The sequence below is a fragment of the Tersicoccus phoenicis genome (assembly GCF_001968835.1).
Classification (GTDB): domain Bacteria; phylum Actinomycetota; class Actinomycetes; order Actinomycetales; family Micrococcaceae; genus Tersicoccus; species Tersicoccus phoenicis.
This window is the reverse complement of the sequence record NZ_MRDE01000025.1, coordinates 1-300: the sequence shown is the minus strand read 5'-3', so window position 1 is coordinate 300 and position 300 is coordinate 1. Positions and strand designations below refer to the sequence as shown.

The 300-nt window shown below is 61.3% G+C and carries 1 protein-coding gene; it reads left to right on the top strand.

What is annotated here, in order from left to right; translation table 11 throughout:
* Positions 1 to 186: hypothetical protein (locus BKD30_RS05795; protein WP_143588079.1), on the top strand; the 186-nt coding region annotated here is incomplete at its 5' end.
* Between the last annotated feature and the right edge of the window lie 114 nt (positions 187 to 300).

Below are 300 nucleotides of genomic sequence, written 5' to 3'. Positions count from 1 at the left end.
ACCGCCAACGGTGCCCGGGCGCTCGATGAGAAGGCACTGGCCAGGGCCAGGAAACTGGTCGGGTTGAAAGGGTACGTCACCAACATCCCCGCCACCGTGATGCCGGCCGGTGAGGTCATCGGCAGCTACCACGACCTGTGGCACGTCGAGCTGGACCGTTCCCACTCTGGTGGACACAGGGTTTGATGGGCGGGTTCCCGAGAAATGAAGGGAACCGGCTATGGGATCGACGAGACGTAGCTTCACTGACGAGTACAAGGCCAACGCGGTAGATTTGGTTGTGAATGATGGCCGCGCGAT